Here is a 25,785-nt window from a genome sequence, read left to right on the forward strand (position 1 = left end):
GGAGAGGTGAATAAATTGGAGCAAAAAAATGATGTAGTGAAAGTTGAAAGTACTCCACCAACAGGAATTCAAGTTGTTATACGTGAATTTAGAAAAGATAAATTAGCGTTATTTTCATTCATTGGAATAACATTACTTATCATTGCGATATTAATTATGTCTGCGTTTATGAATCAGGATGAAATATTACGAATAAAATTATTAGAGCGTTTTACAGAACCTGGTGTTAATGGATATATTCTTGGGGCTGATGAAGCTGGTCGTGATATGTATGGACAGCTTATTATCGGTGCGAAAAATTCTATTTTAATTGCAATTGCTATCACCCTTATTGCCAATGCTTTAGGGATCGCACTAGGAATAATAATGGGCTATTATGGTGGCTTTATTGATAATTTATTTATGCGTATCATTGATTTTCTTATGACATTACCGACATTAATGATTATCATTGTATTAGTTACAATTATTCCAAAATATGGAGTTTTTGAGTTAATTTTGATTTTAAGTGCCTTTCAATGGATAAGTACTGCGCGTCTAGTTCGAAGTAAAGCTTTATCTGAAGGACGCAGAGATTATGTTAGTGCCTCGAAGACAATGGGGACTAGTGATTTTGCCATTATGTTTAAAGGGATACTACCAAATTTAAGTTCGTTGCTAATAGTAGAGTTAACGTTAAACTTTGCAGGGAATGTTGGTATTGAAACAGGCTTATCGTTTTTAGGCTTTGGCTTACCACCATCTACACCTAGCTTAGGGACATTAGTAAGCTATGCAACAAACCCGGTTGTATTATCTACAAAATGGTGGATTTGGTTGCCCGCATCATTATTAATTTTAGTATTGATGCTTGGTATAAATTATGTTGGTCAAGCGCTAAGACGTGCGGCTGACGCAAAACAACGATTAGGATAAAAGGGGAGGATTTACACATGAAGAAGAATTGGTTATTCTTATCTGTACTTTTTGCATTCATGCTAATTTTAGCAGCCTGCAATGGTGGTGGTGGCAGTGATTCTGAAAAAGGCTCAGAAACTGATAACACAGAAAAGTCAGGTGAAACAGAAAAGTCAGGTGAAACAGAAACAACGCAAGAAGATAGTTTATTACCAACAGAGGTAACAAATGAGGGAGATGCAATCCAGGGTGGAACATTACGAGTAGGACTTGTAACAAGTTCTCCATTCCAAGGGATTTTCAACTGGGAACTATACGAAGATGCTTATGATTCAGAAATTTTAGCATATGCTTCAAATGTGATTTTTGAAACAGATGGAAACTTCCTTGTTACAGACAAAGGTATTGCTAAATTAGATGTTGATCCAGAAGCAAAAACAGCTACTGTCACAATTCAAGGTGATTATAAATGGTCAGATGGTACACCTTTAACAGCTGATGATTTAATTTTCCCATATGAATTAATTGGTCACCCAGATTATACAGGTGTTCGCTATGATGATGATTTCAAAAATATTGTTGGTGCAGAAGAGTACCATAATGGTAAAGCAGATACAATTTCAGGTATTACAAAAGTTGATGATAAGAGCATTAAAATCCAATTAAAGAAAGTTTCACCAGCAATTTACTCAATTGGTGATGGTTTATGGGCATATGCAGAGCCTAAACATCAATTAGAATCTATTCCAGTGAAAGATTTACTTGCTTCAGATGCAGTACGTAAAAACCCAGTTACACTTGGAGCATTTAAAATTGATAAAGTTGTAAATGGTGAGTCTGTGCAATTTGTCGCAAACGAACATTATTTCAAAGGTAAGCCAAAAGTAGATAAAGTTGTACTTGAGGTTGTTCCACCAACTTCAATTGGCGAAGCATTACGTACTGGAAAATATGATGTTGCAACATCATACCCAACTAATCAGTATGATAGCATTAAAGATTTACAAAACTTATCTATATTAGGTCGACCAGAATTATCATATTCTTATATCGGCTTTAAATTAGGGAAATATGATACAACAAACAAGGTAAACGTGTTTGATGAAAAATCAAAAATGAATAATGTGGAATTACGTCAAGCTGTTGCTTTTGCAATGGATGTTGAAGGCGTTGCTGAAAAATTCTATCAAGGATTACGTGAGCGTGGAAATTCTTTAATTCCACCAGTATTTTCATCATATTATGATTCAACATTAGAAGGGTATAAATATGATCCTGAAAAAGCAAAAGAATTATTAGATAAAGCAGGCTTTAAAGATGTTGATGGTGATGGCATTCGTGAAGATAAAGATGGAAAAAAATTCTCGATTCGTTTAGCTTCAATGCAAGGATCAGAAACGGACGAAGCGATTGTTGAATACTTCCGTCAAAATTGGAAGGAAGTAGGTTTAGATGTACAATTAGCTACTGGTCGTCTTATCGAATTTAATGCTTTCTATGATAAAGTACAAGCAGATGATCCAGAAATCGATATGTATCAAGCTGCATGGGGAACTGGAACAAATCCATCTCCTAAAGGTTTATATGGAGAAGGAGCTGAGTTTAACTTTAGCCGTTATGTATCTCCGGAATTAACAAAATTATTAGATTCTATTGATTCAGAAGAGGCTATGGATCAAGATACTCGTACAAAAGCTTTCCGTGCGTGGCAAGAATATATGAGTGAAAAAGCAATGGTAGTACCGACTTTCTTCCGTACAGAAGTTATTCCTGTTAATAAACGCGTGAAAAACTGGAATGCATCTTATGAAAATGATACTAATAGTAATCTCCAAACGGTAGAATTATTAGCTGATCAACCTATAAAATAGTTTATGTTTAAGCTAAAAACAGCTTTTCTTCATAGATGAAAAGCTGTTTTTTTAATCAGGTACGGTAATGACAGTTTTGTGAGAAGCATTCAAAGCAAAAACAACAGCCTAATTTTGTAGGCTGTTGTCTAAAAATAATAATTAGTTAAGGTCTTTCTAAGCAAGGCGCTTAGGCCCATATATAGAGGCGATACACTGCCTGCTGAGGACGTAATCGGACTTGTTCCACAATAAAAGCAATTAGACAAAAAGCAGAAATAATCGTTTTAATACTTTTTATTATATGTTCTATTACTCCTTTATAGGTATTAATAACATAATAAGGAATAAAAGAGGATTTTTTAGAATATATTAATAAAAAGCTATACATATAGGATTTTATATCCTACTAGCTTATGAATTGTGGAAGTTAATGAGAGTTTTAAAAAGCAAAAAACTCCCATCACAGTAGTTATACTGTTGATAGGAGTTAAAGCTTTTATCGATCAGCAACCCAAGTTTTTACTAAATCAGCCGTACCATAAACATAATGTTGTTGGCCTACTTCATGGTAAGATGCACTTTCGTCAACCTCTGTATGCTTGTATTGAATACGTTGACGGCGCTTCTCTGACATTGGATCAGGAAGTGGGATAGCTGATAATAAAGACTTTGTATACGGATGAACAGGGTGATTATAAATATCATCTGCTTTACCGATTTCCATGATTTTCCCACGGTACATAACAGCAATACGGTCACTGATGTATTTTACCATGGAAAGGTCATGGGCAATGAAAAGATAGGTTAAGCCACGTTCTTTTTGTAATTCTTTTAATAAGTTAACAACTTGTGCTTGGATCGATACGTCAAGCGCAGAAATAGGCTCATCAGCAATGATGAATTTAGGATCTAGGCTTAATGCACGGGCAATTCCGATACGTTGACGTTGACCACCAGAGAATTCATGTGCGTAACGATTTGCGTGCTCTTTATTTAAACCGACAGCTTCAAGTAACTCTTGAATTTTCGCACGACGTTCCTTTTTATCCTTGTAAAGACCATGAATATCAAAGGCTTCACCAATGATTTCACCAGCTGTCATACGAGGATTTAATGAAGCGTAAGGATCTTGGAAAATCATTTGCATTTGACGGTTAAATTTCTTTAAATCAGTTTTTGATTTTTTTCCATGGACATTTTCACCATCGAAAACAATTTCGCCACCTGTAATGTCATATAATCGAATGATCGAACGACCAGTTGTTGACTTACCACAACCTGATTCACCCACAAGACCAAGTGTTTCACCTTCGTAAACATCGAAGCTAATACCATCTACGGCTTTGATAGGATTACTTGGTGAACCAAAATGCTGCTTTAAATTTTTGATTTCAAGAATTTTTTTCGCACCAGTTTTAGTCATTTTCTTGTGCCTCCTTTGCTAAATACCCTTCAATACGTTTAGCAACCGCATCTGGAAGAGGGATTTTTGGTGCATCAGGATGCAACAACCAAGTTTTTGCAAAATGCGTTTCACTTACTTGGAACATTGGTGGCTCTTGTTCGTAGTCAATTGCCATTGCGAATTCGTTACGAGCAGCAAATGCATCACCTTTAGGTGGATTCGTAAGATCCGGTGGTGAACCTGGAATTGTGCGTAATAGTTCATCAGTGTCATTGTCTAAATCAGGCATTGAACCTAGTAGACCCCATGTATATGGGTGCTTCGGATTATAGAAAATATCATTAACAGTACCATATTCTACGATTTGTCCAGCGTACATTACTGCTACACGGTCAGCAATATTCGCAACAACACCTAAATCGTGTGTAATGAAAATGATAGATGTTTTCGAATTTTTCTGGATTTCTTTCATTAGCTCTAAAATTTGCGCTTGAATTGTAACGTCTAGGGCTGTAGTCGGCTCATCGGCAATTAATAGCTTAGGATCAGCTGCTAGGGCAATAGCGATTACAACACGCTGACGCATACCACCTGAAAACTCATGTGGGTATTGGTTATAGCGTTTCTCAGGGAAGGGGATACCTACCTGTGTTAAAAGCTCAATAGCACGTTTTTTTGCATCAGTCTTGGAAACTTTTTTGTGTTGTAAAATTACTTCAGTTATTTGACGTCCGACCTTCATAGTTGGATTCAAACTTGTCATTGGATCTTGGAAAATCATTGCAATTTCATTTCCGCGTACTTTTGACATTGCCTTATCAGTTAACGGAACTAAATCACGGCCATTAAATAAAATTTGTCCTGACTCATAAATACCAGGTGGCTGTGGAATTAGTTTCATTAAAGCATTACTCGTAACACTTTTACCAGAACCCGATTCACCTACTATAGCGAGTGTTTCACCCTCTTTTAAATCAAAGTTAACACCACGTACAGCACGGACAAGCCCTGCATATGTTTTAAAGTTAATTCTTAAATCTTTTACTTCTAGAATTGTTTTACTCATTTCGGCCACCTCCTTATTTACGTAGTTTTGGATCTAGAGCATCACGTAAGCCATCACCAACTGCGTTAAACGCAAAAATTGTTAGTGAGATAAATACCGCTGGGAAAATCAAGCGCCATGGAGCATTAGCAATAGCTTTATTTCCGTCTGAAGCCATTGTACCCCAAGAAGCTGTTGGAGCAGGAACCCCAAGACCAAGGTAACTTAGGAATGATTCAGTGAAAATAGCAGATGGAATTGTTAAAGTCATCGTTACTAAAATGGCACCAAGAGCATTTGGAACTAAGTGTTTAATAATTAAGTGACCTGTACTAGCACCTAATGTACGAGCAGCAAGAACATATTCTTGGTTTTTAATAGATAATACTTCACCACGGACAATACGTGCCATATTAATCCATCCAGTGATGGAGAGAGCGATAATCATCGGGATTAAGCCAGGTTGCATAACAACTAAAAGCACGATTACTACTAAAAGGTAAGGTACAGCTGTTAAAACGTCAGCAATACGCATCATGATGTTATCAACGCGACCGCCTGCTAAGCCTGAAATACTTCCCCATAAAACACCGATAATTAAGTCAATAATCGCTGCAGCTATTCCGATAAATAGGGAAATACGCGCACCTTCCCAAATACGAACGAAAATATCACGACCAAGGTCATCTGTCCCAAACCAAAATTGTGCAGATGGTGGTGCATTGTAAACGCCAAGTTGATCACTTGCTTTGTATTGAGAAAACATTGGTACGAAAGTTGCCATTAAAATAACAATGATTAAAATAATTATCCCAATAATGGCTAATTTATTATGAGAGAAACGGAGAAATACTTCTTTCCAAAAGGAGACTGATTTATCAGCTAATTTTTCCGTTGCTTCATGATTTCCACCAACAATTTTAAACTTATCTTTTTCAATTTGTTGCTGTGTCATTATTTTTTCGCTCCTTTCAGTTTAATACGCGGATCAATCACGCTATAAAGAATATCAACGATTAATACCGCAAATAAAAGGATGATGGAATAGAACACTGTCGTACCCATGATAACTGTATAGTCACGGTTTGTAATACTTTGTACAAAGTGTTTCCCAAGTCCAGGAATAGCGAAAATTTGCTCAACAATGAAACTACCTGTTACAACACCAGCTGTTAATGGTCCAAGGTATGTTACGACTGGTAGGAGGGCATTACGTAAAGTGTGACGGAAAACGATCGTCCATTTACCAATACCTTTCGCACGAGCCATTTTTACATAATCACTATTGTTTTGTTCAAGCATACTTGAACGTGTTAATTTTGCGATAAAGCCCATATGTGAGAAAGCGATTGCAAGGGCTGGTAATATACTATAAACAAAGCCCTTCCACCCACTGATTGGGAACCAACCTAGCTTAAAGGCTAAGAAATACTGCATTAAACCCGCTAATATAAATGAAGGTACTGAAATACCTAACACCGCAAAGGACGTTGCCAAATAATCCGGGAACTTATTATGATATAGCGCGGAAACTACGCCAATTAAAACTCCGAATCCAACTGCTAATAGCATAGCTTCAATCCCTAATGTTAAAGAAACAGGGAAACTTTCAGAAATCATATCATTTGTAGAACGCGCTTTATATTTCATTGACTCACCGAAATTGAAAGTGGCCGTATCGATTAAATAATCTTTATATTGTATATACCAAGGGTTATTTAATCCATACGTTTCGTTTAACTTCTCCTCGATTTGAGGTGGGAAATTACGTTCACTCGCGAAAGGACTACCAGGAGCGAGACGCATTAAGAAAAACGTAACCGTTACGATGACGAAAAGCGCGAGAAGTATATACATCAGCCTTTTCAAAATATATTTAATCACATAAAACTCCTCCTTCTATTTGTCAATTTTCAGACAAATATATGCCTTCGTATTTTAAAAAGAGCTGACTCGCGCCGTAGTGGCTACGAGGCAGCTCTTCGCTGTAGAGCTAAATAAGCGAAATGATGTTGATTATTTCTCTTCTACTACAACCTCTTTAAGAGAGATGTTACCAAGGATGTCTGCCTTCATGTTTTTCACGTTATCATGTACTACAGAAAGGTTCGTGTAGTAGTAGATTGGAATAACTGGGAAATCAGAAACAGCCACTTTTTCAGCTTGTTTTAAAAGCTCAAGACGTTTAGCTGGATCTGCTTCTGTATTAGATTGATCTAATAATTTTTTGTATTCTGCACTTTCCCAACCAGTATCGTTGTTACCGTTTGCAGCAGTGTCATACATTTCTAGGAATGTATAAGCATCGTTGTAGTCACCAACCCAGCCCATACGTCCAACTTGGTAATCTAATTGGTTAAGTTTCTCTAAGTAAACTTGCCATTCAGAGTTATCTAGACCTACAGTGATACCAAGGTTTTTAGCCCAACCTTCTTGAACGTATTGAGCGATAGCAGCGTGTGCTTCACTAGTGTTGTAAGAAAGGTTAATTTTAATATCTGCTGGGTTTGTAATACCAAGTTCTTTCATACCAGCTTCAAGTGCTGCTTTAGCACCTTCGATATCATTGTCTTTGTAGTAACCGCGGTCTTCTTCAAAACCGTGAACTGCGATAGGAACCATACCTAATGCAGGTTTTTGCTCACCTTTAGTAATGTTGTCAATTAAACCTTGACGATCAATAGATAATGCTAACGCTTTACGGATGTTAGCGTTTCCAGTGATTTTATCTTTTGTATTTAGCTTGTACCAATATACAGAAGCTTGGTCATTGATATTTAATGAACCATCAGCTTTAAATCCATCGATTGAGTCAAGTGCAACAGATTGGAATGGTGCACCTAAGTAGTCAATTTCACCAGCTTTAAAGCTTGTAGCTGCAGTTGCTTCAGATTCAACCATACCGATATTAACAGTTTCTAAAGAAACTTTATCAGCATCCCAGTACTCTGGGTTTTTCTTTAATACGACTGCATCGTTGTGTCTCCATTCAGCTAAAGTGAATGGTCCGTTAGTTACATAGTTTTCACCAGCATCTGCATACCACTCATCATTACCTTCAACTACTTTTTGGTTTAATGGTGCATATGTTTTGAATGCTGTTAATTCTAAGAAGTAAGGTGTTGGGTTTTCTAAAGTTACTACTAATGTTTTGTCATCTTCAGCTTTAACGCCTACATCATCAGCAGAACCTTCACCATTGTTGTATGCTGCAGCACCTTTAATTGAGTAAAGGATTGAAGCATATTCAGAAAGATTGTCTGGGTTTAATGCCCATTTCCAAGCGTATTCGAAGTCACCAGCAACTACTGGATCTCCGTTTGACCATTTAGCATCACGTATTTTGAACGTGTATGTTTTTAGGTCTTCGCTAACTTCCCAGCTTTCAGCCGCAGCTGCAACTGGTCTAGCGTCTGCATCAAGTGTTGTTAATCCTTCAAAAGTATTTGTAAGAATAACACCAGAAGTTGTGTCTGTTGCTAATGCAGGATGAAGTGATGGTGGTTCAGAAGCTACGACTACATTTAATTCGCCACCTGATGAAGCTGTTTCAGATGAACCAGAATCTTTTCCGCCGTCTTTTGATTTTTCAGACGAATCTCCACCGAAGCCACATGCAGCAAGTACTAAAGAAAATACTGCAAGGACTGTAAGTAATAAAAACTTTTTGTTTTTATTCATGTGAATCCCCCTTATACAATTTTTAAGCCTTTTGTGAAGCTCCTATTTAATATACCAAAAAAATCATTGTGCACAAAATAAAAAAGATTCAAATTTATATAGTATTATCTGACATTTAATAGAGTGATAATTTTTTCTGATTTATCACTCTAATGAAAGAAAGTGTTTATATGATAATATTTTGATAATTATCTATTTTGAATATCAAAAATAAATCAAAAATAAAAAAATGATTTACTATATAGAAAATTCCTATTTTTTTGATAATATTATCGATATTTGAAAAATGAGTCAAAAGTCACGGATGTAATACCTTGAGGAATTTGTATAGATTTGTAGAAAATCTAAGTAAAACTCAGTGAATTAGTTTCTTTTCTAGGTAATTTCTTGTAATTTATGATCGCAAAACATGAATATTTTTATCTAATAATGATATATAAGAAACTTGTTTTGTATTTTTCTAGGATTATCCAATTGTGGATATAGAAAAGAAAAAGTAGAGTAATTGTATGAAAAAGGTACCCATTCTAAGGAGAAATTGGATATTGTGAGAAATCAGTTTAGTAAATTATATTTTTTTGAAATAACTTCCGGGTTTGTTGTATATACATGCATATATGCATTTGCATTCTGATTTATTCATCAATCCAATGAGGAAGGGAATGCTTAATGAAAGTCCATGTTCTTCCAAACTAACGCGCTTTGACAACATTGTTTTTTTGAGGATGTCATTTGTCTTACTGACGAGGATTGATTATGCAGATAATTACTAAAAATCTGATTATTAACCTATTGAAAACACCAACAGTAGCTAGTAAGAGAGATAGTAATCCGAATTCTAAGGGGTATTGTGTGAGAAATGAATAAAAAACAGTGCATTCATAATATAAAATGCACTGTTTTATTCGTTAAAGTTTAAAATGATTGATTTGGTTCTGTAAATCTAAGGACTTTTCGCTTAAATCTGAGGCAACTTGATTTACTTGTTGCATCGTTATAGATTGTTCTCTGCTTGCTGTAGCTACGATTTGTGTATTCTCCGAGCTAGTCGAAGCGCCGTGAGCGATTTCTGCGACAGAGGCAGCTACTTGTTCTGCGCTAGCTGAAATTTCTTCAGAAGTCGCGGAGATATCTTCTATTTGATCCGTCATGGTATTGATCGCTTTAACAATCGCTTCAAATGCTTGTCCAGCATTATCGATAATTTTCACACCTTCTGTGACAGAATGAAGACCGTCTAAAACAGCAGTCTCTACATTGTGTGTATCTTCTTGAATCTCACGTGTTAATTCTACAATTTGATTAGCTGATAACTTAGACTCTTCTGCTAGCTTACGTACTTCATCTGCGACAACCGCAAATCCTTTACCGTGCTCCCCTGCACGTGCCGCTTCAATGGCTGCATTAAGTGCCAATAAATTTGTTTGATCCGTAATTGCGGTAATGACGGCCGTGATCTGACTAATTTCTTCTGATTGTTTACTTAATTTCTGCACAAGATGATTGATCACTTGTGTTGATTCTTGAATCACATTCATTTGTTGTTGAGCTTCTTCTACTGTACCGTTACCATTTGTCGCTAAGTCAGATGTTGTAACAGCATTGTGATGAAGTTGTTGAGTTGCTTCCGCTATACGTTGAACACCAACTGCAGTTTCATCCATTGCGTGTGCACTTTCATTGGCTGCAATTGTAGCAGCTACAGAGGCAGTAGCTGTTTCGTTAATACGTATTGTTATCTCATCAGTAGAGGCAGTAATTTCTTCGGTAGAGGCGGAAAGCTCCTCTACTGAAGCCGTTAAATGTTCTGCATTATCCTGTATATGCGTTAACAAATTTTTCAGGTTCCCTTTCATGTCATTAAAGGCAATTGAAAGTTGACCGATTTCATCTTTAGATTGGTGTGTAATATCTTGATGATATAATTCACCGTTTGCAATATTGTTAGCCGCTTGTACTACCGATTTCAAAGGGCGTGTGATCGTTCGCTGTATATAAATCATCAAGAAAATACCAAGGATGACACCGATAATAATGGCGATAATTGAAATAACTTGAGAATTAAAAACTGCTTGTTTAGAATCTTGAGAGACTGCTTCAAGTTGTTCCTTTTGGTAGTTTACAATTTTATCAGAAACATCTTGTATGCCTTTATTTGCTTGTTGCACTTCGCCATTAACCTTTTGTAGAGCTTCATCTAGCTTACCTGCTTCAAAAAATGCCAACGCTTCTGTAGCTGATTTATTAAATGCGTCATTATATGTAGTTAAGTCTTTTGCATATGTTTCCATTTTAGAGGAATTAGATTTTTCCGTGATTTCTACAACATGCTCATCAAGCATATTTGCATATTTTGTAAAGCTTTCTTTGTTAGCAGGATTGTCTTCGATAATAATGGCACGTATGAAAAGACCTTGCATGGCCATTTCAAATTGAATATTATCTGCTAATTCTACAAGTGCAACATGATCACCCAATGCGTTTTCTATCTTTTTTTCAATGTGTGAAAACAGCATGAACATAATCATCAATGAAATGATTAGCGTGAGAATAATAGAAAAGAAACCAAAGCTTAATTTTTTGCCTACAGACATATAGATACGTCCTTTCTGATGCAATTCAAATTTTATATTTAAATATTGCTTTTCTGAAAGGAAGAAGTCAATAACTGTTGTAAGAAACAGTTCAGATTATTCATGTGTTTTTTAAACGATAATATAATAAGGAAGATTGTCTGTAATAATCAATCAATATAGGGCTGTTTTCATCGTATTATAGTACGGATTACGTGCTCATATTGTAAAAAAAGAAGAAACCGAGAAGATTTGTCTCGGTTTCTATCTTTATGACTGTTTTTTTAACTGTAAAATGATTGCTTCGTCAGGGTCAATATACAGTGTTTTTTGTTCAAAGTAAATCACAAAACCAGGTTTTGCACCATTTGGTTTTTTTACCTGACGAATTTCTGTGTAATCTACTGGCACAGAAGAAGATTCTCTTGCCTTAGAGAAATAGGCAGCTAGTGTGGCCGCTTCTCGTAATGTCGTTTCATCAGGTTCACTTGAATGGATGACAACGTGAGATCCTGGAATATCCTTTGTGTGTAACCAAATATCTGTACGTTTTGCTAATTTAAATGTCAGCATATCATTTTGTTTATTATTTTTACCAACAGAAATCATTACACCAGTAGAAGAAACAAAGCGCTCTGGGTCAGGCTTCGTTTGTTTTTTCTTTTTCTTAGCATGGCGTAGTTTTAAGTAACCTTGTTCTGCTAGCTCTTCGCGAATTTCCTCAATATCTCTCGGGGAAGCTTGTTGAACTTGTTGTGCCAGCATTTCAAAGTAGCCAATTTCTTCTGTCGTTTTTTCAAGTTGTTCTTGAACCATAATCAATGCATTTTTAGCCTTTGTATATTTCGTATAATAGCTTTGAGCATTTTCAATTGGTGTTTTACGTTCACTTACCGGAATCGTAATCTCTTCGCCAGTTTCACTATAATAGTTTGTGACTGTTACTTCCTTGACACCTTTTTCAAAGGCATAAATATTCGCCATTAATAGCTCGCCATACAGTTGAAATTGATCGAGCTTTGAGGCACGTTCATAGTCTTTCGTTAGCTTTTTTGTCTTTAAAGATAGTTTATCAATTTCATTTTGTAGCCATCGTTCCAAATCACCTGCTTGTTGTTTCACACGGTCCCGCTCTGCGCGTGCAAAGAATACGCGATCGAGAAGTTCGTGAACATTAGGGTAGATTGTTACTTCTCCCTGCATGTGACTTAACTCAATAGGTGAAAAGTACGTTTTGTTATTAGAAAGTACAAACATTTGCTTTATGCCACCGTTTGCAAAGGATGCCATAAATTCCTTGAAACAAGTTAGTGTATTCGATGTTGTTGTTATGCGGTACAATAATTCTTCTGCGTGAAGAGGTGAGAAACCGGCGAACTGTGTTACTACCTCTTTAGTAGTTTTTGCTTCAGTGAAAAACGTTGTTAGCTCTTCGTCTGTAACCGTTAAAGGGTGCCATTTATTTTGCGCAGGTGGCGCAATATATGGCTGACCAGGTAAGACAGTACGGAAACTATTTACGGATGGAGGTAAATGCTTTAAGCTATCAATAATTTTTCCTTGTTCTTGATCAATCAAAAGTAGATTACTATGTCTACCCATAATTTCAGCATGTATTTCCCTTACAATAGGATCACCAATTTCATTTTTGCTTTGAATTTCTACTATTATAATACGATCAAAATCACGCTGTTTAATGGATGAAATAAAACCTCCCTCTAAATGTTTACGCAAAAGCATACAAAACATAGGAGGCTCTGCTGGATTTTCAATTGCATGCTCCGTAATGTGGACACGTGCATAAGAAGAATGGATCGAAAATAGTAATTTGTGATTCTTTCCGTTTGCCCGCACATGTAACACAACTTCTTGCGTATTAGGTTGATGTATTTTGGTAATCCGACCAGTGACAAGCTGTTGTAGGTCGGCAGTTACTGAATAAGTAAATAAGCCATCAAATGCCATATGAATTCCTCTTTCCAATGATAACAAGCATCTTGGTACTTTCGTATTTTTTCATGATGTATTTGCTCACGCTGTTTTCAAGCAGCTCCTGCAAATACACTTTTTGTATGTTTATCATAGCATTTTTTAGGTGAATATTAAAATATAGCTTCAATTGTGGTAGAATTAGCTTTTACTCTATCCAATTTTTTTTGGAGAGTCGTCATAATCGACAGAGCTTATGTTATAATAATCCCAGTATGCAAAGAAAGGTGTGACGAACCTTGGTGCGTAGTATGACTGGTTTTGGCAGAGGTGTCACAACAACTAGAGACTTTCAATTAACCGTGGAAATGCGCTCGGTCAACCATCGTTTTTTAGAAATTAACGCAAAATTTCCGAAAGAATGGCTTGAAGCAGAAATTTTTGCAAAGAAACTAATTTCTAAAGCCTTGTCACGTGGCAAAATTGATGTGATGGTATATGTGAAGGACTTAGAGAATGTAGAGCAATCTATTGAGATTAATTGGTCATTAATTGAAGCGTATCGTAAGGCAAAAGAGCAATTAGCAAGTAAAGTACCACTCGAAGAAAAATGGACGATGCAAGAGCTTTTATCGTTAGAGCAAGCACTTGTACAAGAAAAGCCACAGCTTACACCAGAGGACTTGCTCAGTGCTGTTGAACAGGCGATTTCACAAGCTATTGAACAGCTAGTACAAATGCGTGAGCGTGAAGGGCAAGAATTGCAAGAAGTTGTTGTACAATATAAAGAACAGTTAATGGAACAAGTGAATCAGATTCGTTTGTGCTCTTCTCTTGCTGTTGAAAAATATCGTACACGATTAATAGAACGGATTGCTGAAGTTGCAGATGGAACATTTTTAGAAGATCGTTTACTAGCAGAGGTCGCGATTTTTGCAGAACGAGTAGACATTTCCGAAGAACTAGACAGATTAGATAGTCACTTTAATCAGCTGGAGGAAACATTACTTGAAACGATTTCAGTTGGACGTAAATTAGACTTTTTAATGCAGGAAATACATCGTGAGATCAATACAATTGGTTCAAAAAATCAATCTACAGAAGCAGCTGTTGCCGTTGTTCAGGCGAAAACAATTTTAGAAAAGATGCGTGAGCAAGTACAAAATATCGAATAACTTGCGCGTGTCTGTTATAAATTAAGGGAGATATAGAGAATAAATGATAAAAGAACGTGGATTATTAATTGTTCTGTCTGGCCCATCTGGTGTAGGTAAAGGGACAGTGCGAAAAGAATTATTTTCTCAGCCGAATACGAATTATGAGTATTCCATCTCGATGACAACACGAAATCCTCGCGAAGGTGAAGTAGATGGTGTAGACTATTTTTTCAAGACACGTGAAGAATTTGAAACGTTAATTGAACAGGGTGGCTTATTAGAGCACGCTGAATTTGTCAGTAACTATTATGGAACACCACTAGCCTATGTGAATGAAACACTGGATGCAGGTCGTGATGTTTTTTTAGAAATCGAAGTGCAGGGTGCAGCACAAATTCGTAAAAAGGCACCAGATGCCTTATTTATTTTCTTAGCCCCTCCAAGTTTAACGGAATTAAAAGATCGTTTAGTTGGACGCGGGACAGAAACAGAGGAGATCATTGCGAAACGCATTGCTACTGCAAGTGAAGAGCTTGAAATGATGAGCTTGTATGATTATGTTGTGGAGAATGATGAAGTGACGAATGCCTGTGATCGTATTAATGCGATTATAAAAGCCGAGCATTGTCGTAGAGAACGTGTTGAAAAAAGATATTTGTCAATGTTGAGAGGAGAATAAAACAATGCTATACCCATCCGTAGATGCTTTAAAAAAAGAAATCGATTCAAAATATTCATTAGTGAGCCTTGCCTCTAAACGTGCTCGCCAAATGCAAGAGGAACAAGACACAGAACGCTTACACAAATACGTTTCCCATAAATACGTAGGAAAAGCACTTGAAGAAGTAGCGGCAGGTGTACTGACGAAAGTATCACAGGATGAATCAACTGTGTATGAAGACGAAATCTAACATTTTTGTAAAGCACTTCGCTTACATGAATGCTAGTCAGCAGTAGATTTTGATTATACAGAATGCCGAGAGCTCCCAGGGAATCCTTCTTTGGGAGCTTATCATTTGAAAGGACGACTCCTAGTATGAATAAAAATATTTTACTATGTGTTTCAGGTGGGATTGCCGTATATAAGGCTGTTGCTCTCGTTAGCAAGCTATCACAAGCAGGAGCAAATGTAAAAGTCATTATGACAACCTCTGCTAGACAGTTTGTGAATCCATTAAGTTTTCAAGTGATGTCCAAAAATGATGTTTATTTTGACACGTTTGATGAAAAAGAATCAAGTGTGATTGCTCATATCGACTTAGCGGACTGGGCCGATTTGATTTTAGTTGCACCTGCTACGGCAAATATTATTGGAAAAATAGCCAATGGCATCGCGGATGATATGGTTACGACGACTTTGCTTGCTACTACGGCACCTGTTTGGATTGCACCAGCTATGAATGTGCATATGTACGACCATCCAGCAGTAAAACGTAATTTAGATAGATTAGCAACAGATGGGTACCAATTCATTGAGCCTTCAGAAGGATTTTTAGCATGTGGTTATGTTGGTAAGGGACGTTTAGAGGAACCTGAAAAAATAACGGCACTTGTAACGGCGTTTTTTTCACAACAAGTCAAACCACTAATAGGTAGAACAGTTATAGTGACAGTAGGTGCCTTGCATGTACCATTGGATGATCAACATATTATTAGTCCGCAGGCAAATGGTGCCATTGGACAAGCTCTAGCGAATGAGGCAAGGATGCTTGGAGCACATGTCATTCAAATAGAAAATAGCAACTTATATGATGTTATCGAACAACTTGAAGCTTATAAAATCCAGTATCCTCAATCGTTATTCATACATGCAGCAAATGTGCCAAGCATCAAAGAAACACCTACTGTTTCCGTAGAAGGAATAAATGCAGTGACATTCGGACAAAAAGTGCATGGTAAACCAATGATCAGTATTCTATCTGATAGCTGGATTGACTTTAGTGAAAAAGCTCAGCTAAACGGACAGTTTTTGGATACTAGAAATCCCAAGTTTTTTGCGCAAACACTTTGGTCCCACATTATAAAGGATGAGGAGCAATGAGCTTTTTAATAGCAGAGGTCATTGTAGATGTCTCTACATACCATGTAGACCGTCCATTTGATTATCAAGTACCTTCAGAATGGGTAAGTGTAATAGAATTAGGATGTCGTGTTAAAGTACCATTTGGTCCAAGAAATGTCTTGGGCTTTATCGTTGGATTGAAAAAAGAAACAGATGTACCACTCACTAAATTAAAGTCAATCACTCAAATTTTAGATATGGAGCCAGTATTAACAGAAGAATTGTTGCAAATGGCGAAGTGGTTGAAGAACAATACTATCTGCTATGAAATAGACGCCTTACAAGTGATGTTACCATCTGCACTCCGAGCTAAGTATGAAAAAATGATTAAGCTACAAAAAGCTCAAAATTTACCGGAAGAAGTACAGCTCATTTTTGGTAAACGTCAACAAGTTAATTTTAAAGAATTTGAGCGAGCAGATTTACTTCCACTATTAAAGCAACTGGTTGCAGAAAACGTTGTTACAATTGAAAATGTTGTGAAGCAGCAGGGCAATGTAAAAGAAATACGCATGGTTAAAATTACAGAAGACCAGCAACTTATTGAGCAGGCGATAGAACAATCATCTAGAGCTGCTAAACAACGTCTATTACTGCAATGGATGTGTCAGCACCTAGGAGAAGTTCGACCACCCCAACAAATTTGTGAGGAAACAGGCGTATCTTTATCGGTATTAGAAGCAGTTATTGACAAAGGAGCTGCTCAGTTTGTTCAAGAGGAAGTTTTTCGTGATCCATTTACGAAGGATGTTTCGCGTACGCATGCCTTACAATTAACGGATGAGCAGCAGGTTGCTCTACAAGCGCTCACTACAGCTATGGAGCAGCAACTAGCACAAACATTTTTGTTACACGGTGTAACAGGGAGCGGCAAGACGGAGGTTTATTTACAGGCTATACAAAAGGTGCTAGATGAAGGGAAAGATGCCATTATGCTCGTACCTGAAATCGCTTTAACACCCCAAATGACCGAACGATTCCGTAGTCGCTTTGGCGAGATGGTTGCTGTTATGCATAGTGGACTATCTGTTGGCGAGAAGTATGATGAATGGCGCAAAATCCAACAAGGGAAAGTAAGAGTAGTGGTTGGTGCCCGTTCTGCTATTTTTGCACCTTTTACGAATATTGGTCTTATTATTTTAGACGAGGAGCATGAATCAACCTATAAACAAGAAGATTCCCCGCGTTATCATGCAAGAGATGTAGCCATATGGCGGAGCGAATTTTATAAATGTCCTATTATTTTAGGCAGTGCAACACCGGCATTAGAGTCATTTGCTAGAGCTAAAAAGGGTGTATATACGCTACTCTCTTTAAAACAGCGTGCTTTACATCAGGCATTGCCGACTGTTTTTATTGCAGATATGCGTGAAGAGCTTCGACACGGAAATCGTTCTATGTTTTCAGAATCACTTATTGAAGCAATCCGTGTAAGACTTGAAAAAAATGAACAGATGGTGCTGTTTTTAAATCGCCGTGGTTATTCGTCGTTTGTCCTATGTCGGGATTGTGGTACAGTCGTACAATGTCCAAATTGCGATATATCCTTAACCTATCATCGCACAACTGAAAAATTGAAATGTCATTATTGTGGTTATGAGGAGCATGTTCCTCAAATATGTCCGCAATGTCAAAGTGATCATATTCGTTATTTTGGTACTGGTACTCAAAAAGTAGAAGAAGAACTTTTTAAGCTGTTCCCTGAAGCGAGAGTGTTACGTATGGATGTAGATACAACGAAACATAAAGGTGCACATGAAGAGATATTGGAGGCATTCGGAGCTGGGCTAGCAGATATACTACTAGGTACTCAGATGATTGCAAAGGGCCTTGATTTTCCTAATATTACGCTTGTTGGTGTACTTAGTGCTGACACGTCCCTGCATTTACCTGATTATCGTGCAGCTGAGCGCACATTTCAGCTTTTAACACAGGTAAGTGGAAGGGCAGGACGGCATGATAAACCAGGGGAAGTAATTATTCAGACCTATACACCTGAACATTATGCAATTGAGTTAGCCAAAACACAGGAATATGAACCATTTTATGAACGGGAGATGTTTTTACGACGCCGTTCGAGCTATCCACCTTATTATTTTGTGGCCCTTGTTCAATTATCCCATGAAGATGTGATGATGGCTGCTGAGTATGCTGGACGTGTGGCAGATTGGCTGCGAGGAAATTTATCACATCAAGTTTCTATTATTGGGCCAACAACTGCGAGCATTGCTCGTCTCCAAAATAGATATCGTTATCAATGTTTGATAAAATATAAAATTGAACCAAATCTAATTCCGGTGTTACAGCGCCTGCTTGCTATGTATCGAGCAGAATGGATTAAACAAGGAATATTAATGACGGTAGATTTAGATCCGTCTACTATATAGTGTGAAAATAACAGCAGTATCATTTTTATTCAACAACTTCTTTTAGCGTTATGTAATTATAAAATGGCAATTAGTTTAAATCAATTAGTTATAAAGTAGAAATGAGGAAATAACAATGGCAATTAAAAAGGTAATCGAAAATCCAGCAAAAGTACTATCAACACCATGTGCAGAAGTGACAGAAATAAATAATGAAATTATTACTTTACTTGATGATTTATATGACACAATGGTGGAATATGATGGCGTTGGCATTGCCGCACCACAAATAGATGTAGGCTTACGAGTAGCAATTGTGGAGCTTGGTGAGGAACGTGATATTTTAGAAATGATTAATCCAACTGTCATTGAAACAGATGGAGCGGAAGTAGATATTGAGGGTTGCTTGAGCTTTCCTGAGTTATATGGTGAGGTTGAGCGTCCTAGCTATGTGAAAATTGAAGCATGTGACCGAGAAGGACGTGTTTATGAATTAGAAGCAGGGGGCTTTGATGCCCGCGCAATCCTACATGAGATTGATCATTTAGATGGCGTGCTTTTCGATTCAAAGATTAAGCGTATTGTCACAGCAGAAGAGCTTGAAGAAATGTACGCGGAAGAGGAGGAGTAAAATGACGTCTATAATTTTTATGGGGACACCTGACTTCTCCGCACCTATTTTGCGTATGCTACATGATGAAGGATACGACATAAAAGCAGTTGTGACACAGCCTGATCGTCCAGTTGGCCGTAAGCGTGTAATGACACCACCACCTGTGAAAGCAGCTGCTTTGGAACTGGGCTTACCAATTATTCAACCCGAAAAGTTGCGTGGCTCTGAAGAGTTACAGCAGATTCTTGCTTTACAGCCTGATTTAGTAATAACAGCAGCGTTTGGACAAATACTACCAAAGGAATTATTAGATGCTCCAACTCTTGGTTGTATCAATGTCCACGCTTCTTTATTACCTAAGTATCGAGGAGGTGCTCCTATTCACCAAGCCATTATTGATGGTGAAAAAGAAACAGGCGTAACAATCATGTATATGGCAGAAAAGCTTGATGCAGGTGATATTATCTCTCAAAGAGCAATACCTATTGAAGAAAACGACCATACAGGTGGACTTTTTGATAAGCTAAGTATTGTAGGGTGTGAATTATTAAAGGATACACTTCCTTCTATTATTAATAGAACAAATAGCCGTACAGTTCAAGATGAAGCACAAGTTACCTTTGCAAGCAATATTTCGAGGGAACAAGAACGTATCGATTGGACGAACGATGCTGCCACTTTATACAATCAAGTGCGCGGTCTTCATCCGTGGCCAGTTGCTTATACAACTTTTGAGGACGGTAATTTTAAAATTTGGTGGGCATCGATGGGCAATTGCAAACACGAGGCTAGTCCAGGTACAGTTGTTGCGATTGAGAAAGATCATTTTGAGGTAGCGGCTGGCAATGGGACAACTTTAGCATTATATGATGTTCAACCATCTGGGAAAAAGCGCATGACTGCAGAGGAATATTTACGTGGTACAGGTTCTAAATTACAGATAGGGGACCAATTTCAATGAGTAAAAAAAGTGTAGTTATTTGGGATGGAAATGTGCGAGATGCCGCATTATCTATTCTGTTAGCAGTCGATAAAAATCAAGCCTATAGCAACCTATTGCTACATGAAACGATTAAACGACATAAAATTGAAGCGAAAGATCGCGCCTTATTAACTGAAATTACGTATGGACCATTACAGCATAAAATGACTCTTGATTATTATTTGGAGCCTTTTATTCGTGGCTCAGTCGATCATTGGGTACGTTGGTTATTAAGAATATCGTTGTATCAAATACATTATTTAACACGTATACCACCGCATGCAGCTGTAAACGAAGCAGTAGAAATTGCAAAGCGTCGGGGGCATCGTGGAATTGCTTCGATGGTCAATGGCATTTTAAGATCTGTGTTGCGCAGTGGCGTTCCTTCGACAAAAGACATAGCAGATCCAATCGAGCGTCTTGCTATAGAAACTAGTCATCCAGAGTGGTTAGTGCAACGATTTGTAAATAACTACGGTCTAGAAGTAGCAACAGAAATGTTACATGAAAATAATGTGCCACCTGTGCAAACAGTACGTGTCAATACAACAAAAACAACGGTCAATCAAGCCATTGCTGAGTTAGAAGAAGAAGGGTTAACAGCGCAGCAAAGCGAAATCATGCCAGAATGTTTACATGTATCTAATGGGCAGCCAGCACGCACAAAGGCATTCAAAGAAGGTCTTATTACCATACAAGATGAAAGTTCAATGATACCAGCTAAAGTGCTAAATCCATCTCCAGGTATGCGTGTTTTTGATATGTGTGCAGCTCCAGGTGGAAAAACAACGCATTTAGCTGAAATAATGAAAAATGAAGGCTCTATTTTAGCAACTGACCTTCATCCACATAAATTAGATTTAATCGACCATAATACTGAACGTCTAGGGCTTGATATTGTTGAAACTGCCCCGATAGATGGACGTAAAGCCCCAGAGTTTTTACAAGCAGCGTCTTATGATGCTATTTTAGTTGATGCACCTTGTAGTGGGCTAGGGGTTATGCGACGTAAGCCAGATATTAAATATACAAAGCGAGAAGAGGATTTTGAAAATCTTCAAACGATTCAATTAGCTTTACTTGATGCAGCAACAAAAGTATTGAAAACAGATGGTAAGCTTGTGTACAGTACATGTACAGTCGATAGACAAGAAAATGAAGGCACAGTAGAAGCATTTTTAACAGCGCATCCAGAAATGGAAGCTATACAACTAGAATCTTTACCAACAAAATTAGCGGAAAAGCAAGCTAATGGCATGCTTCAAGTCTTCCCACAAGACTTTGGCAGTGACGGTTTCTTCGTTGCCGCCTTTCGTAAAAAAGGAGAATCCAACTAATGGTGGATCAAGAGAAATTTAATGAACGTATTAGCGATTTAGTTGAGGAAGCGGAAGACAAGCCCGTTCGACGAGTAAAAAAAGAAAAACCAAATTTAAAAGAATCTATTTATTCTTTACAGCCACATCAATTAGAAGAATGGTTGAAGGAAAACGGTGAAAAACCTTTCCGTGCGGCTCAAATCTTTGACTGGCTGTATAATAAACGTGTCAAAACATTTGAAGAAATGTCCAATCTTTCAAAGGGATTGCGTGAAAAGTTAACTGCAAATTTTGCGTTATCCACATTATCAACCATAATTAAGCAAGAGTCTAAAGATGGTACCATCAAATTTTTATTCCAATTGCAAGACGGCTATTCAATTGAGACAGTATTAATGCGACATGAATATGGAAACTCTGTTTGTGTAACTACTCAAGTAGGTTGTCGAATTGGTTGTACGTTTTGTGCCTCCACTTTAGGTGGTTTGAAGCGACATTTATTAGCAGGAGAGATCGTGGAGCAAGTTGTCAAAGTGCAGCAAACTTTAGATGAAGTGGAAGAGCGAGTATCACATATTGTCATTATGGGTATTGGTGAACCTTTCGATAATTATGATGCGATGATGAACTTCTTAAAAGTGATCAACCATGAAAAAGGATTAAATATCGGTGCACGTCATATTACCGTTTCTACATCAGGTATCGTGCCAAAAATTTATGAATTTGCTGATGAACAATTACAAATTAACTTTGCCGTATCTCTACACGCACCAAATCAAGAGGCACGTCAAAAACTGATGCCAATTGCACGGGCTTATAAATTGGAAGAATTAATGGAAGCCGTTCGTTACTATACTAAAAAAACAGGTCGACGTGTGAGTTTTGAGTATGGGTTGATGTCTGGTGAAAATGATTCAGTAGAAATTGCAGAGGAATTATCTGCATTAATTAAAGGAATTAAGTGTCACGTAAATTTAATTCCTGTAAACTACGTACCAGAACGTGATTATGTTCGTACGTCTCGTAGTCAAATTTTTGCTTTTGAAAAAACATTAAAAAAGAATGGGATTAACGTAACGATCCGCCGAGAGCAAGGTTCAGATATCGCAGCTGCGTGTGGACAATTACGTGCACAAGAGAGATCTGAAGAAACGAGGTGACCAGTGTTGGAATACACAGTCGAAAGTGATATTGGTTTAAAACGATCAATTAATGAAGACCGTGCTGCATTTTTTAAACGTCCAGACGGGCTTGCGCTAGCACTTGTAGCGGACGGCATGGGTGGTCATAATGCTGGTGATGTAGCAAGTGATATGGCAATAAAACAAATGGAATCCTTTTTTTTACAGGCAGACACACATCATTTTGTATCAACAACATCAAAAAAAGAATGGTTATTGCAAACAGTTAAGCAATTGAATACAACTATTTATGACTATTCTTTATCACATGAAGACTGTAAAGGAATGGGCACGACGTTTATTGCTGTGTTAATAGAAGAACATCATTGTTTCATTGCACATGTTGGTGATAGTCGTGTGTATTATTTCTTTAAAGATGGTGCACAACAAATAACAAGAGATCATTCATATGTTAATGTCCTAGTAGAAAATGGTGAAATAAGTGAAGAAGAAGCTTTGACACATCCAAAGAAAAACTTCATCTTAAAAGCTGTTGGAACAGAGGAAACAATAGAGCCAGACTTTTATGAAGTAGATTTATCATCAGAATCGTATTTACTCATTTGTTCAGATGGATTAAGCAATAAACTAACTGTCTATGAAATGGCTTCAATTATAACGTATCCAGATTCCATTGAGGAAAAGGGGCGTAAACTTGTAGAATTAGCAAATGCCAGCGGGGGAGAAGACAATATCTCCCTCGTGCTACTAACAAAAAAGGATGAGGAGGTGTAAGAATGCTTGTAGGTAAAAGAATAAGTGACCGTTATAAAATTTTAGAACTCATTGGTGGCGGAGGTATGTCGAATGTTTATTTAGCTCACGATATGATATTAAACCGCGATGTAGCCATTAAAATATTACGCTATGATTTTTCCAATGAGGATGAATTACATCGACGTTTTCAACGTGAGGCACTGTCTGCTACAAGTCTTACACATCCAAATATTGTTAGTGTTTATGATGTAGGTGACGATGGAGATCTACATTATATTGTGATGGAATATGTTCAAGGAAAAACTTTAAAGCAGTACATACAAGAATTTGCACCAATTTCTCCTGCGCGAAGTGTGCATATTATGAAGCAATTAACGTCTGCCATTGCCAATGCCCATGAAAATCATATTATTCACCGCGATATTAAACCGCAAAATATTTTAATGGATGCGGAGGGCGATGTAAAAATAGCTGATTTTGGTATTGCCATGACGTTAAGTGCTACTTCGTTTACCCAAACGAATTCAGTGCTAGGGACGGTACATTATTTATCGCCAGAACAAGCTCGAGGCGGTACAGCTACAAATAAATCCGATATTTATGCACTTGGCATTGTGTTATATGAATTATTAACAGGTGAGTTACCGTTTTCTGGTGAATCCGCTGTTTCAATTGCACTCAAGCATTTACAAGCAGAAACACCTTCTGTTCGTGCATTCGATGCAACCATTCCTCAAAGCTTGGAAAATGTAGTACTAAAGGCTACAGCCAAAGACGCATCCCATCGCTATAATACAGTGGAAGAAATATATGATGATTTGGAAACAGTGTTATCGCCATCTCGAATAAATGAGCCAAAATTTGTTATACCTGTTGATAATGATGCGACGAAAGCCATACCAATCATTAAAGAACATGTTCTAATAAAAGATGAAGATTTAACGAAAACAAGAGTTATGGAACCGATTGTGGAAGCTAAATCTCCTTCTCAACCACAACTTAAAAAGTCAGCTCCTGTTAAGGCAAAGAAGAAAAAATGGCCAAAAATTATTGCTGGATTATTCATTGCAGCGATTATCATTTTCCTATTCTTTTTATTTGCCACAGATTTATTTAGCCCGAAAAAAGTGGCTGTACCTGATGTGGCAAATTTAACAATTGATGAAGCTACAAAGAAATTAGAAGCTGAGGGATTTATTGTTGGTGAGGAACACCAGGAGCGAAATCACGAGGAAATTGAAAAGGATAAGGTTATTGAAACTGATCCAGCAAAAAATTCATTGCGCGAAAAAGGCACAGAGATTGATTTAATCGTCAGCTTAGGTGTGGAGATGACGACCGTTGATAATTATGTCGGACAAAATTATAGTCAAGTAGAGGCTCTAATAAAAGGAAAGTATAAAGAAGTAAGAAAAGAGGAAGTTCCTTCTCGTGAACCTGAAGGCAGAATTATTGAGCAAAGTATTCCAGCAGATACGGAAGTGGTAGCGAAAGAGGAAACGATCACCTTTAAAGTAAGTCAAGGAGTTAGAATGGTACGGGTAGAAAGTGTTGTGAATTATACGAAAGCGGATATGGATGACTATGTGAGGAGAGTTGGCCTTAAATGGCGTACTTCACGTGAAGAATACCATGAGTCGATTCCTGCTGGCAGTGTGATATCACAATTGACAAAAGCAGGTACTATGGTGGAAGAAGGTTCCTTCATATCCGTTGTGATCAGTAAAGGACCAGCGAAAAAGCCTGATAAACCACTGGTCATACCTGTAGTCATTGAGTATAAACCTACAGAAGAGGGTATAGCTCAAAACATTCGCATTGAAATTCAAGATAAAAATCATACATTTTCTGAACCAGTAGAGTTTCCAATTTTGGATGATACACCTTACAATATACAGCTTGTTATTGAAGAAGGCAAAGATGCAAGTTATAGAATTATCCGTGACTCAGAAATAATCTTAGAAGACAAAGTTAAATATGAGGATGTCAATTAAGGGGGAATTGG

At 37.3% G+C, this 25,785-nt stretch carries 20 protein-coding genes; 13 read left to right on the forward strand and 7 right to left on the reverse strand.

The features are described from left to right. Positions 1-15: 15 nt before the first annotated feature. Both GJU32_RS01425 and GJU32_RS01430 read left to right on the forward strand, forming a co-directional pair. Complete coding sequence (locus tag GJU32_RS01425; protein ID WP_155590171.1) at positions 16-915, forward strand: ABC transporter permease; 900 nt, start codon at positions 16-18, stop codon at positions 913-915. A 17-nt stretch (positions 916-932) separates the two neighbouring features. Then, entirely contained in the window at positions 933-2,768 is a 1,836-nt protein-coding gene (locus GJU32_RS01430) for an oligopeptide ABC transporter substrate-binding protein (RefSeq protein WP_155590172.1), read from the forward strand. A 478-nt stretch (positions 2,769-3,246) separates the two neighbouring features. On the opposite strand, the gene GJU32_RS01435 is transcribed toward GJU32_RS01430, so the two are convergent. From GJU32_RS01435 to GJU32_RS01465, 7 genes are all read right to left on the reverse strand, one after another. Next, positions 3,247-4,173 carry an ABC transporter ATP-binding protein gene (locus GJU32_RS01435; RefSeq protein WP_155590173.1) on the reverse strand — a complete coding sequence of 309 codons (927 nt, stop codon included), beginning with the start codon at positions 4,171-4,173 and terminating at the stop codon, positions 3,247-3,249. Continuing rightward, positions 4,166-5,221 carry an ABC transporter ATP-binding protein gene (locus tag GJU32_RS01440; protein ID WP_155590174.1) on the reverse strand — a complete coding sequence of 352 codons (1,056 nt, stop codon included), beginning with the start codon at positions 5,219-5,221 and terminating at the stop codon, positions 4,166-4,168. Before GJU32_RS01440 ends, GJU32_RS01435 begins: the two co-directional genes overlap by 8 nt. 13 nt (positions 5,222-5,234) lie before the next feature. After that, positions 5,235-6,155: an ABC transporter permease gene (locus GJU32_RS01445; protein ID WP_048395384.1), complete on the reverse strand. Its 921-nt coding sequence runs from the start codon at positions 6,153-6,155 to the stop codon at positions 5,235-5,237. Beyond that, positions 6,155-7,084, reverse strand: coding sequence for an ABC transporter permease (locus GJU32_RS01450; RefSeq protein WP_155590175.1), 930 nt, complete (start codon positions 7,082-7,084; stop codon positions 6,155-6,157). Before GJU32_RS01450 ends, GJU32_RS01445 begins: the two co-directional genes overlap by 1 nt. A gap of 132 nt (positions 7,085-7,216) precedes the next feature. Beyond that, complete coding sequence (locus GJU32_RS01455; protein WP_155590176.1) at positions 7,217-8,881, reverse strand: peptide ABC transporter substrate-binding protein; 1,665 nt, start codon at positions 8,879-8,881, stop codon at positions 7,217-7,219. A 908-nt stretch (positions 8,882-9,789) separates the two neighbouring features. Continuing rightward, positions 9,790-11,475 carry a methyl-accepting chemotaxis protein gene (locus GJU32_RS01460; protein WP_155590177.1) on the reverse strand — a complete coding sequence of 562 codons (1,686 nt, stop codon included), beginning with the start codon at positions 11,473-11,475 and terminating at the stop codon, positions 9,790-9,792. Positions 11,476-11,724: 249 nt separating this feature from the next. Beyond that, positions 11,725-13,419 carry an Rqc2 family fibronectin-binding protein gene (locus GJU32_RS01465; RefSeq protein WP_155590178.1) on the reverse strand — a complete coding sequence of 565 codons (1,695 nt, stop codon included), beginning with the start codon at positions 13,417-13,419 and terminating at the stop codon, positions 11,725-11,727. Positions 13,420-13,682: 263 nt separating this feature from the next. Between GJU32_RS01465 and GJU32_RS01470 the strand changes: the two genes are divergently transcribed. The 11 genes from GJU32_RS01470 to pknB all read left to right on the forward strand — a co-directional run bounded on the left by GJU32_RS01470 (position 13,683) and on the right by pknB (position 25,774). Next, complete coding sequence (locus GJU32_RS01470) at positions 13,683-14,558, forward strand: YicC/YloC family endoribonuclease (RefSeq protein ID WP_155590179.1); 876 nt, start codon at positions 13,683-13,685, stop codon at positions 14,556-14,558. Between the two features lie 43 nt (positions 14,559-14,601). Beyond that, positions 14,602-15,219 (forward strand): guanylate kinase, encoded by a 618-nt coding sequence (gene gmk / locus GJU32_RS01475; protein WP_155590180.1) that lies wholly within the window; start codon positions 14,602-14,604, stop codon positions 15,217-15,219. Between the two features lie 4 nt (positions 15,220-15,223). Next, positions 15,224-15,451 (forward strand): DNA-directed RNA polymerase subunit omega, encoded by a 228-nt coding sequence (gene rpoZ, locus GJU32_RS01480; protein WP_004227380.1) that lies wholly within the window; start codon positions 15,224-15,226, stop codon positions 15,449-15,451. Positions 15,452-15,576: 125 nt separating this feature from the next. Beyond that, positions 15,577-16,581, forward strand: coding sequence for a bifunctional phosphopantothenoylcysteine decarboxylase/phosphopantothenate--cysteine ligase CoaBC (coaBC, locus tag GJU32_RS01485; RefSeq protein ID WP_155590181.1), 1,005 nt, complete (start codon positions 15,577-15,579; stop codon positions 16,579-16,581). Beyond that, entirely contained in the window at positions 16,578-18,989 is a 2,412-nt protein-coding gene (priA, locus tag GJU32_RS01490) for a primosomal protein N' (protein WP_155590182.1), read from the forward strand. Before coaBC ends, priA begins: the two co-directional genes overlap by 4 nt. A 115-nt stretch (positions 18,990-19,104) precedes the next feature. Continuing rightward, a complete protein-coding gene (gene def, locus GJU32_RS01495) occupies positions 19,105-19,599 on the forward strand; it encodes a peptide deformylase (RefSeq protein WP_155590183.1) in 495 nt (164 codons plus the stop codon). Position 19,600: 1 nt separating this feature from the next. Continuing rightward, positions 19,601-20,542, forward strand: coding sequence for a methionyl-tRNA formyltransferase (gene fmt / locus GJU32_RS01500; protein ID WP_155590184.1), 942 nt, complete (start codon positions 19,601-19,603; stop codon positions 20,540-20,542). Then, entirely contained in the window at positions 20,539-21,900 is a 1,362-nt protein-coding gene (gene rsmB, locus GJU32_RS01505) for a 16S rRNA (cytosine(967)-C(5))-methyltransferase RsmB (RefSeq protein WP_155590185.1), read from the forward strand. Before fmt ends, rsmB begins: the two co-directional genes overlap by 4 nt. Beyond that, a complete protein-coding gene (gene rlmN, locus GJU32_RS01510; RefSeq protein ID WP_155590186.1) occupies positions 21,900-23,042 on the forward strand; it encodes a dual-specificity RNA methyltransferase RlmN in 1,143 nt (380 codons plus the stop codon). Before rsmB ends, rlmN begins: the two co-directional genes overlap by 1 nt. 6 nt (positions 23,043-23,048) lie before the next feature. Next, complete coding sequence (locus tag GJU32_RS01515; protein ID WP_155590696.1) at positions 23,049-23,798, forward strand: Stp1/IreP family PP2C-type Ser/Thr phosphatase; 750 nt, start codon at positions 23,049-23,051, stop codon at positions 23,796-23,798. A gap of 2 nt (positions 23,799-23,800) precedes the next feature. Beyond that, entirely contained in the window at positions 23,801-25,774 is a 1,974-nt protein-coding gene (pknB, locus tag GJU32_RS01520; protein WP_155590187.1) for a Stk1 family PASTA domain-containing Ser/Thr kinase, read from the forward strand. Positions 25,775-25,785 lie beyond the last annotated feature (11 nt).

This window comes from Lysinibacillus cavernae (assembly GCF_009724685.1).
Lineage (GTDB): Bacteria > Bacillota > Bacilli > Bacillales_A > Planococcaceae > Lysinibacillus > Lysinibacillus cavernae.

Coding starts and splice junctions, on each gene's coding strand:
- GJU32_RS01430 (WP_155590172.1), top strand. CDS start 933: ATGAAGAAGAATTGGTTATTCTTATCTGTACTTTTTGCATTCATGCTA.
- GJU32_RS01435 (WP_155590173.1), bottom strand. CDS start 4,173: ATGACTAAAACTGGTGCGAAAAAAATTCTTGAAATCAAAAATTTAAAG.
- GJU32_RS01440 (WP_155590174.1), bottom strand. CDS start 5,221: ATGAGTAAAACAATTCTAGAAGTAAAAGATTTAAGAATTAACTTTAAA.
- GJU32_RS01445 (WP_048395384.1), bottom strand. CDS start 6,155: ATGACACAGCAACAAATTGAAAAAGATAAGTTTAAAATTGTTGGTGGA.
- GJU32_RS01455 (WP_155590176.1), bottom strand. CDS start 8,881: ATGAATAAAAACAAAAAGTTTTTATTACTTACAGTCCTTGCAGTATTT.
- GJU32_RS01460 (WP_155590177.1), bottom strand. CDS start 11,475: ATGTCTGTAGGCAAAAAATTAAGCTTTGGTTTCTTTTCTATTATTCTC.
- GJU32_RS01465 (WP_155590178.1), bottom strand. CDS start 13,419: ATGGCATTTGATGGCTTATTTACTTATTCAGTAACTGCCGACCTACAA.
- gmk (WP_155590180.1), top strand. CDS start 14,602: ATGATAAAAGAACGTGGATTATTAATTGTTCTGTCTGGCCCATCTGGT.
- rpoZ (WP_004227380.1), top strand. CDS start 15,224: ATGCTATACCCATCCGTAGATGCTTTAAAAAAAGAAATCGATTCAAAA.
- coaBC (WP_155590181.1), top strand. CDS start 15,577: ATGAATAAAAATATTTTACTATGTGTTTCAGGTGGGATTGCCGTATAT.
- priA (WP_155590182.1), top strand. CDS start 16,578: ATGAGCTTTTTAATAGCAGAGGTCATTGTAGATGTCTCTACATACCAT.
- def (WP_155590183.1), top strand. CDS start 19,105: ATGGCAATTAAAAAGGTAATCGAAAATCCAGCAAAAGTACTATCAACA.
- fmt (WP_155590184.1), top strand. CDS start 19,601: ATGACGTCTATAATTTTTATGGGGACACCTGACTTCTCCGCACCTATT.
- rsmB (WP_155590185.1), top strand. CDS start 20,539: ATGAGTAAAAAAAGTGTAGTTATTTGGGATGGAAATGTGCGAGATGCC.
- rlmN (WP_155590186.1), top strand. CDS start 21,900: ATGGTGGATCAAGAGAAATTTAATGAACGTATTAGCGATTTAGTTGAG.
- pknB (WP_155590187.1), top strand. CDS start 23,801: ATGCTTGTAGGTAAAAGAATAAGTGACCGTTATAAAATTTTAGAACTC.